This window comes from Klebsiella sp. MS 92-3, assembly GCF_000195655.1.
GTDB classification, from domain to species: Bacteria; Pseudomonadota; Gammaproteobacteria; order Enterobacterales; family Enterobacteriaceae; genus Klebsiella; species Klebsiella pneumoniae.
The window spans coordinates 65,161-73,903 of record NZ_GL882775.1 but is presented as its reverse complement, the minus strand read 5'-3'; the positions used below and the strand labels follow the sequence as shown (position 1 = coordinate 73,903).

Below are 8,743 nucleotides of genomic sequence, written 5' to 3'. Positions count from 1 at the left end.
CGCCCCTGGGGCGCCGTTTTCGCATCATGGCTGCGGAATAAATCGTATTATTCCTGCAGATCGCCACAGAAACGGTAGCCTTCACCGTGAATGGTAGCGATGATTTCCGGGGTATCCGGAGTGGATTCGAAGTGTTTACGAATCCGACGAATGGTCACGTCAACGGTACGGTCATGCGGCTTCAGCTCGCGACCGGTCATTTTTTTCAGCAGCTCGGCACGAGACTGAATTTTGCCCGGGTTTTCGCAGAAGTGCAGCATCGCGCGGAATTCACTGCGCGGCAGCTTGTACTGTTCGCCGTTCGGGCTAACCAGGGAACGGCTGTTGATATCGAGTTCCCAGCCGTTGAACTTGTAGCTTTCCACGCTGCGACGCTCTTCGCTCACGGTACCGAGGTTCATGGTACGGGAGAGCAGGTTGCGCGCGCGGATAGTCAGTTCACGCGGGTTAAACGGTTTAGTGATATAGTCGTCAGCGCCGATTTCGAGGCCAAGGATCTTATCCACTTCGTTGTCGCGGCCGGTTAAGAACATCAGCGCGACGTCAGCCTGCTCGCGCAGCTCGCGCGCCAGCAGAAGACCATTTTTACCCGGCAGGTTGATATCCATGATCACCAGGTTGATATCATTTTCAGACAGGATCTGATGCATTTCCGCGCCATCGGTCGCTTCGAATACATCGTAACCTTCTGCTTCGAAAATACTTTTTAACGTGTTGCGTGTTACCAACTCGTCTTCAACGATAAGAATGTGCGGGGTCTGCATGTTTGCTACCTAAATTGCCAACTAAATCGAAACAGGAAGTACCAAAGTCCCTGACCTGCCTGCTGCATGTCGCAAATTAACATGCGCGGCGTAACATGACTAAAGTACGTAATTGCGTTCTTGATGCACTTTCCATCAACGTCAACAACATCATTAGCTTGGTCGTGGGTACTTTCCCTCTGGACCCGACGGTGTCAAAAACGGCTGACATCCTAACCATTTTAACAGCAACATAACAGGCTAAGAGAGGCCGAACACCCAATAAAACTACGCTTCGTTGACATATATCAAGTTCAATTGTAGCACGTTAACAGTCTTGTGAAATCATTGCATCGCCATGCTCTTTATAGTCACAATCTTTACCCGGCTCAACTAGTTGCGTGGATAAATTAATAAATACAGTGAATCCAAAGCCTGAAACGATGCATCAGATGAAATTGCATTGCCCATCATATGGATAAATGGGTTCTGTTAACATACTCCTTGTCACGGCCTCCTGAGAACAGTTTAGATTTTTTTATGGGTAAGAAAACGCAATTTTAGTGATTTTTGTTGCAAATTTGTAATTTTTCACCGCGTAAAATGGGGCGCGCTGCGCCTCGATAACGCCTGAGAGAGAGAAAGAAACCGCAATGCGTTTAACGATTATTTTAGTCGGTCCTGCCCGGGCCGAGAACGTCGGCGCTGCCGCCAGGGCGATGAAAACCATGGGATTTCGCGAACTACGGATCGTCGATAGCGAAGCCCACCTGGCGCCTCCGGCACGCTGGGTGGCGCATGGCTCAGGCGACATCCTCGATGGTATCACCACCTATCCCACCCTTGCCGAGGCGCTGCATGACGTTGATTTTACCGTCGCCACCACCGCCCGCAGCCGCGCGCGTTTTCACTATTACGCCACGCCGCAGCAGCTGTTGCCGCTGCTGGAGGAGAAGGCGCAGTGGATGACGCACGCGGCGCTGGTTTTTGGCCGTGAAGACTCCGGGTTGAGCAATGAGGAGCTGGCGCTGGCTGATGTGTTGACCGGTGTGCCGATGGCTGCGGATTATCCGTCGCTGAATCTCGGCCAGTCGGTGATGGTCTACTGTTATCAATTAGCATCGCTAATGCAACAAACGGCGCCCGCCGCCGCTGCGGCAGACCATCATCAGCTGCAGGCCTTACGTACTCGTACCCTGGCGTTACTTTCGCGTTTGGGCGTGGAGGATGATGCCAAACTGGCCGACTGGTTGTCGCAACGGCTGGGCCTGCTGCAGCAGCGCGACACGGCAATGTTGCATCGTTTGCTGCATGATATTGAAAAAAACCTGCCAGAATAAAACTCTGTCATATTTTTTATTTATGGATGTGTATGCTGTTCTGTGGGCTGGTTTTCCGCCGATCTGGATGTTTTTTCTCACGGCAGCGGGAAAATACGTAAGCCTGCTGAAATGGGGCAAATTGAGAAATTCATTGACTTAAGACGGCAGATACTTTAACCAATATAGGCAGGACATACAGACAGATAAAAATACAGAGTACACAACATCCATGAATCGCATCGGCATGATTACCACCATTATCACCACCACCATTACCACAGGTAACGGTGCGGGCTGACGCGTACAGGAAACACAGAAAAAAGCCCGCACCTGAACAGTGCGGGCTTTTTTTTTGACAAGAGATCAAGGGGTAAGAACCATGCGAGTGTTGAAGTTCGGCGGTACATCAGTGGCAAATGCGGAACGGTTTCTGCGGGTTGCCGATATTCTGGAGAGTAATGCCAGGCAGGGGCAGGTAGCGACGGTCCTGTCTGCCCCGGCGAAGATCACTAACCACCTGGTAGCGATGATTGAAAAGACCATTGGCGGCCAGGATGCCCTCCCCAATATTGCCGACGCCGAACGCATTTTTGCCGAACTTCTTCAGGGCCTTGCCGACGCCCAGCCCGCTTTCCCGCTTGCCCAGTTAAAAGCCTTCGTGGAGCAGGAATTTGCTCAGATTAAGCATGTTCTGCACGGCATCAGCCTGCTGGGTCAGTGCCCGGACAGCGTCAATGCCGCGCTGATCTGCCGCGGCGAAAAGCTCTCCATCGCCATCATGGCGGGTCTGCTGGAAGCCCGTGGACATAAAGTCAGTGTCATTAACCCGGTCGAAAAACTGCTCGCCGTGGGTCACTATCTGGAATCCACCGTCGATATCGCCGAATCCACCCGCCGCATTGCCGCCAGCCAGATCCCGGCAGACCATATGATCCTGATGGCCGGGTTTACCGCCGGCAATGAGAAAGGCGAGCTGGTGGTGCTGGGACGTAACGGCTCCGACTACTCGGCTGCGGTACTGGCCGCCTGCCTGCGCGCTGACTGCTGCGAAATCTGGACCGATGTCGACGGAGTGTACACCTGCGATCCGCGTCAGGTGCCGGATGCGCGCCTGCTGAAATCGATGTCTTATCAGGAGGCGATGGAGCTCTCCTACTTTGGCGCGAAAGTGCTGCACCCGCGCACCATCGCCCCTATCGCCCAGTTCCAAATCCCATGCCTGATTAAAAATACCGGCAACCCACAGGCGCCGGGAACGCTTATCGGCGCCAGCCGCGACGAGGACGATTTGCCGGTGAAAGGCATCTCTAACCTCAACAACATGGCGATGTTCAACGTCTCCGGGCCGGGGATGAAAGGGATGGTCGGCATGGCGGCCCGCGTCTTCGCCACCATGTCCCGCGCCGGCATCTCGGTGGTGTTGATCACTCAATCTTCTTCGGAGTACAGCATCAGTTTCTGCGTGCCGCAGAGCGACTGCGCACGTGCCAAACGGGCGATGGAAGATGAGTTTTATCTGGAGCTGAAAGAGGGGCTGCTGGAGCCGCTGGCGATTATGGAGCGTCTGGCGATCATCTCCGTGGTGGGCGACGGAATGCGTACCCTGCGCGGTATCTCGGCGAAATTCTTTGCGGCACTGGCCCGCGCCAATATCAATATCGTGGCGATTGCCCAGGGCTCTTCCGAGCGCTCAATTTCGGTAGTGGTCAGCAATGACGACGCCACCACCGGCGTGCGCGTGACCCATCAGATGCTGTTCAACACCGACCAGGTGATTGAAGTGTTTGTCATCGGCGTCGGCGGCGTCGGCGGCGCGCTGCTAGAGCAGATCAAGCGCCAGCAGGGGTGGCTGAAGAACAAACATATCGATCTGCGCGTCTGCGGTGTAGCCAATTCTCAGGCGCTGCTGACCAGCGTGCATGGCCTGAATCTGGAAAACTGGAGTGCGGAACTGGCGGAGGCGAAAGAGCCGTTTAATCTTGGCCGCCTGATCCGCCTGGTGAAAGAGTACCACCTGCTCAATCCGGTGATCGTCGACTGTACCTCCAGCCAGGCGGTCGCCGATCAGTATGCCGACTTCCTGCGCGAAGGTTTCCATGTGGTGACGCCGAACAAAAAGGCCAATACCTCTTCGCTGGATTACTATCACCAGCTGCGCCATGCGGCCAGCAGCTCGCGGCGTAAGTTCCTCTATGACACTAACGTTGGCGCGGGCCTGCCGGTGATTGAGAACCTGCAGAACCTGCTCAACGCCGGCGATGAGCTGCGCCATTTCTCCGGGATCCTGTCCGGCTCCCTGTCGTTTATCTTCGGCAAGCTGGACGAGGGGGTGAGTTTCTCCGCGGCGACGGCGATGGCCCGTGAGATGGGGTATACCGAGCCGGATCCGCGCGACGATTTATCCGGGGTGGATGTGGCGCGTAAACTGCTGATTCTGGCCCGCGAGACCGGGCGTGAACTGGAGCTGGCGGACATTATCGTCGAGTCGGCGCTGCCGCCGGACTTCGACGCCAGCGGCGATGTCGAGACCTTTATGGCCCGCCTGCCGTCGCTGGACGATGGTTTTGCCTCGCGGGTTGCTAAGGCGCGCGATGAAGGTAAAGTCTTGCGCTACGTCGGTAACATCGAAGAGGATGGTACCTGCCGGGTAAAAATAGCCGCGGTTGACGGCAACGATCCGCTGTTCAAAGTTAAGAATGGTGAGAACGCGCTGGCTTTTTATAGCCATTATTATCAGCCATTGCCGCTGGTGCTGCGCGGCTATGGCGCCGGGAACGACGTCACGGCGGCCGGCGTATTCGCCGACCTGCTGCGCACCCTGTCCTGGAAGTTAGGAGTTTAAGATGGTCAAAGTATATGCCCCGGCTTCCAGTGCCAATATGAGCGTCGGGTTTGATGTGTTGGGCGCGGCGGTCACGCCGGTCGATGGCACGCTGCTTGGCGACAACGTCACTGTCGAAGCGGCGGAGCAATTTAGCCTGCAGAATCTTGGACGCTTCGCCAGCAAACTGCCGACGGCGCCGCAGGAGAACATTGTTTACCAGTGCTGGGAAAGCTTTTGCCGGGAGATCGGCAAGACGGTGCCGGTGGCGATGACGCTGGAAAAAAACATGCCGATTGGCTCCGGGCTGGGTTCCAGCGCCTGCTCGGTGGTCGCTGCGCTGGTGGCCATGAACGAGTTCTGCGGCAAGCCGCTGAACGAGACGCGCATGCTGGCGCTGATGGGAGAGATGGAAGGGCGTATCTCCGGCAGCATTCACTACGACAACGTGGCGCCGTGCTATCTTGGCGGCATGCAGTTGATGATCGAAGAGAATGGGATTATCAGTCAGCAGGTGCCCGGGTTTGATGAGTGGCTGTGGGTGCTGGCCTATCCGGGGATTAAAGTCTCTACTGCTGAAGCGCGGGCGATTCTGCCGGCGCAGTATCGCCGCCAGGATTGTATCGCCCATGGTCGCCACCTCGCGGGCTTTATTCACGCCTGCTACACCCGCCAGCCGCAGCTGGCGGCAAAATTGATGAAAGATGTGATTGCCGAACCGTACCGAACCAAACTGCTGCCGGGCTTTAGCGAAGCGCGTCAGGCGGCCATGGAGATGGGCGCCCAGGCTTGCGGCATCTCCGGCTCTGGCCCAACGCTGTTCGCGTTGTGTGATAAACCGGATACCGCACAGCGCGTCGCCGACTGGCTTGGCGCGCACTATCTGCAGAATCAGGAAGGCTTTGTTCATATTTGCCGGCTGGACACGGCGGGCGCACGCGTAGTGGGATAACCAATGAAACTGTATAACTTAAAAGATCATAACGAGCAGGTCAGCTTTGCGCAGGCCGTCACCCAGGGACTTGGCAAGCATCAGGGCCTGTTCTTTCCGCACGATCTGCCGGAATTCAGCCTGACTGAAATCGACGACATGCTGGCGCAGGACTTTGTCACCCGTAGCGCCAAAATTTTATCCGCCTTTATCGGCGATGAGATCCCGCAGGATGTCCTGCAGCAGCGGGTGCGCGCGGCGTTTGCGTTTCCGGCGCCGGTAAGCAAGGTTCAGGAAGATGTCGGCTGTCTGGAGCTGTTCCATGGCCCTACGCTGGCGTTCAAGGATTTCGGCGGCCGCTTTATGGCGCAGATGCTGACCCACATCGCAGGCGATAAGCCGGTCACCATCCTCACCGCGACCTCTGGCGACACCGGGGCGGCGGTGGCGCATGCTTTCTACGGCCTGCCGAACGTCAAGGTAGTGATCCTCTATCCGCGCGGCAAGATCAGTCCGCTGCAGGAGAAGCTGTTCTGTACCCTCGGCGGCAATATTGAAACCGTGGCGATTGATGGCGACTTTGATGCCTGCCAGGCGCTGGTGAAGCAGGCGTTTGACGATGAAGAGCTGAAGGCGACGCTGGGTCTCAACTCGGCTAACTCCATCAACATCAGCCGCCTGCTGGCGCAGATCTGTTACTACTTCGAAGCGGCGGCGCAGCTGCCGCAGGAAGCCCGCAATCAGCTGGTGATTTCCGTGCCGAGCGGCAACTTCGGCGATCTGACCGCCGGTCTGCTGGCCAAGTCGCTGGGGCTGCCGATCAAGCGCTTTATCGCCGCCACCAACGCCAACGACACCGTTCCGCGCTATCTGCAGGGCGGCGAGTGGGCGCCAAAAGCCACCCAGGCGACGCTGTCCAACGCCATGGACGTCAGCCAGCCGAACAACTGGCCGCGCGTTGAAGAGCTGTTCCGCCGTAAAATCTGGCGTCTCAGCGAGCTGGGCTATGCCGCGGTCGATGATGAGACCACCAAAGCAGCGATGCGCGAGCTGAAGGCCATCGGCTACATCTCTGAACCGCATGCGGCGATTGCCTGGCGCGCGCTGCGCGATCAGCTGCAGCCGGGAGAGTACGGCCTGTTCCTCGGCACCGCCCATCCGGCGAAGTTCAAAGAGAGCGTGGAGGAGATCCTGCAGGAGACTCTGCCGCTGCCGAAGGAGCTGGCCGACCGCGCCGACCTGCCGCTGCTGTCTCACAACCTGCCGGCGGATTTCGCCGCGCTGCGTAAGCTGATGATGGGCTAAGCCAGGCAATAATATCGGCAACATGATCGACCAAACCGGGCAGCTATTGCCCGGTTTTTATATTTAACGCACTTTTCCATATCAGTAAAATTTCTCTCCATAAAATTCCCCACACTATTTTATTGTCAGCGCACTGCTTTTATTGCAAACTCTTTTACGGATTGTCCTCTTTGCCGGATAATTCCACTGGATTATCTTTTTTATTTATTATTTCATGCTGCTTATATTTATGCTGCTGATTTTATTATGAAGCAGCTATAGATATCATTTGTTATAGATGCATTGTTAATGCACAAGGTTTTCAAGGAGGAAACATGCGTATTTTATCTCTTTTTTTGGTGGTGTTCGCTTTAACAGGCTGCTCCGGGACAACGATTGGCGGTAATGAAGATAAATTAACGCCAGCCTATCTGAAACAACATCTCATTGTCGGAAAAACCACCAAGGCCGAGGTTCGTCAGTATTTTGGTGCCCCGGATTCTGGTCATACGACGGTGACGGCGTCGGGTAAAGAGAGCTGGTATTATTCAGTAGATAAAGGGATCAACCTGGTCAGCCTCGCGGGTTCCATGATCCCGGTAACCGGGGCATCGCAAGCTGCCGATGCGGTCGATAAGTCCAGCCAAAAAGATTCGAACTCGCTGATGATTTTCTTCGATGAAAAAGGCGTGGTGGAAAACTGGGTGCGTTAAAATAAGTAATAATCTGCTTAATTATATAAAAAAGGGGAATGACTCCCCTTTTTTATTACCGTAACGTGTTACTGCTCGTGGCGTTTAAACACCAGTTCGCCTTTCTCTGAGGCATCCGCATCAAAGAAATAGCCTTCGCTATTAAAAGCTTTGAGCTGCTCCGGCTGGGTTAAGCGGTTTTCAATAATGTAGCGACTCATCAGGCCGCGGGCTTTCTTCGCATAAAAACTGATCACTTTGAATTTGCCGTTCTTCTCATCGAGGAATACCGGCTTGATCAGCTGACCCTGCAATTTTGGCGTTTTCACCGATTTAAAATATTCATCGGAAGCCAGGTTGATGACGATATCGTCGCCCTGGTCGCGCAGCGCCTGATTCAGCTTCTCGGTAATGGTATCCCCCCAGAACTGGTACAGATCTTTGCCGCGCGGATTTTCCAGACGGATCCCCATCTCCAGGCGGTAGGGCTGCATCAGGTCTAACGGGCGCAGCACGCCATACAGCCCGGAGAGCATGCGCAGATGCTGCTGGGCGAAGTCAAAGTCGTCCTCGGTGAGTGTCTCTGCCTGCAGGCCAGTGTAGACATCGCCTTTAAAGGCGAGGATCGCCTGGCGGGCATTTTGCGGCGTAAAGTCAGGGTGCCAGTCGTGGAAGCGGGTGGCGTTTAGATCCGCCAGCTTGTCACTAATGCTCATCAGCTTGCCGATTTGCGGTGCGCTCAGCTTACGGGCGATGCCGATAAGCTGCTGAGAATACTCGAGGAGTTCGGGCTGGGTATAGCGAGTCGTTGCCAGCGGGCTTTGATAATCGAGCGTTTTAGCAGGTGAAATCAGAATCAGCATATCCAGTCCTTGCAGGTAATTTCGACGAATTTTAACAAAAAAAGTGCATGGTGGGATCGATAGCTGCAATTGCCGCGCTATTCGCGC

Annotated in this window: 9 protein-coding genes and 1 other annotated feature; of the genes, 7 read left to right on the top strand and 2 right to left on the bottom strand. The window is 55.3% G+C overall.

All coding sequences use genetic code 11. The annotated features are described in order from the left end of the window. Positions 1–47: 47 nt before the first annotated feature. Entirely contained in the window at positions 48–764 is a 717-nt protein-coding gene (arcA, locus tag HMPREF9538_RS18950; RefSeq protein WP_002887843.1) for a two-component system response regulator ArcA, read from the bottom strand. A 95-nt stretch (positions 765–859) separates the two neighbouring features. Here arcA and yjjY point away from each other — a divergent pair, with 95 nt between their 5' ends. From yjjY to HMPREF9538_RS18975, 7 genes are all read left to right on the top strand, one after another. Next, positions 860–1,000, top strand: a complete 141-nt coding sequence (yjjY, locus tag HMPREF9538_RS31465; RefSeq protein WP_004146984.1) for a protein YjjY — start codon at positions 860–862, stop codon at positions 998–1,000. Between the two features lie 396 nt (positions 1,001–1,396). Next, on the top strand, positions 1,397–2,083 hold the full coding sequence (locus HMPREF9538_RS18955) for a tRNA/rRNA methyltransferase (RefSeq protein WP_004182880.1): 687 nt from the start codon (positions 1,397–1,399) through the stop codon (positions 2,081–2,083). 211 nt (positions 2,084–2,294) lie between these two features. Then, entirely contained in the window at positions 2,295–2,363 is a 69-nt protein-coding gene (thrL, locus tag HMPREF9538_RS29545) for a thr operon leader peptide (RefSeq protein WP_004222578.1), read from the top strand. Continuing rightward, positions 2,302–2,419: a sequence feature (Thr leader region), on the top strand. It overlaps the preceding gene by 62 nt. Positions 2,420–2,444: 25 nt before the next feature. Further along, entirely contained in the window at positions 2,445–4,907 is a 2,463-nt protein-coding gene (gene thrA / locus HMPREF9538_RS18960; RefSeq protein WP_002887848.1) for a bifunctional aspartate kinase/homoserine dehydrogenase I, read from the top strand. Position 4,908: 1 nt separating this feature from the next. Next, positions 4,909–5,838 carry a homoserine kinase gene (gene thrB, locus HMPREF9538_RS18965; protein WP_002887853.1) on the top strand — a complete coding sequence of 310 codons (930 nt, stop codon included), beginning with the start codon at positions 4,909–4,911 and terminating at the stop codon, positions 5,836–5,838. Positions 5,839–5,841: 3 nt separating this feature from the next. After that, positions 5,842–7,122 carry a threonine synthase gene (gene thrC, locus HMPREF9538_RS18970; RefSeq protein WP_002887863.1) on the top strand — a complete coding sequence of 427 codons (1,281 nt, stop codon included), beginning with the start codon at positions 5,842–5,844 and terminating at the stop codon, positions 7,120–7,122. A gap of 314 nt (positions 7,123–7,436) precedes the next feature. Then, positions 7,437–7,814, top strand: coding sequence for a hypothetical protein (locus HMPREF9538_RS18975; RefSeq protein ID WP_002887866.1), 378 nt, complete (start codon positions 7,437–7,439; stop codon positions 7,812–7,814). A gap of 68 nt (positions 7,815–7,882) precedes the next feature. Here the strand turns inward: HMPREF9538_RS18975 and yaaA are convergent, their stop codons facing one another. Next, positions 7,883–8,656 (bottom strand): peroxide stress protein YaaA, encoded by a 774-nt coding sequence (yaaA, locus tag HMPREF9538_RS18980; RefSeq protein ID WP_002887869.1) that lies wholly within the window; start codon positions 8,654–8,656, stop codon positions 7,883–7,885. Positions 8,657–8,743 lie beyond the last annotated feature (87 nt).

Coding starts and splice junctions, on each gene's coding strand:
- arcA (WP_002887843.1), bottom strand. CDS start 764: ATGCAGACCCCGCACATTCTTATCGTTGAAGACGAGTTGGTAACACGC.
- yjjY (WP_004146984.1), top strand. CDS start 860: ATGACTAAAGTACGTAATTGCGTTCTTGATGCACTTTCCATCAACGTC.
- HMPREF9538_RS18955 (WP_004182880.1), top strand. CDS start 1,397: ATGCGTTTAACGATTATTTTAGTCGGTCCTGCCCGGGCCGAGAACGTC.
- thrA (WP_002887848.1), top strand. CDS start 2,445: ATGCGAGTGTTGAAGTTCGGCGGTACATCAGTGGCAAATGCGGAACGG.
- thrB (WP_002887853.1), top strand. CDS start 4,909: ATGGTCAAAGTATATGCCCCGGCTTCCAGTGCCAATATGAGCGTCGGG.
- thrC (WP_002887863.1), top strand. CDS start 5,842: ATGAAACTGTATAACTTAAAAGATCATAACGAGCAGGTCAGCTTTGCG.
- HMPREF9538_RS18975 (WP_002887866.1), top strand. CDS start 7,437: ATGCGTATTTTATCTCTTTTTTTGGTGGTGTTCGCTTTAACAGGCTGC.
- yaaA (WP_002887869.1), bottom strand. CDS start 8,656: ATGCTGATTCTGATTTCACCTGCTAAAACGCTCGATTATCAAAGCCCG.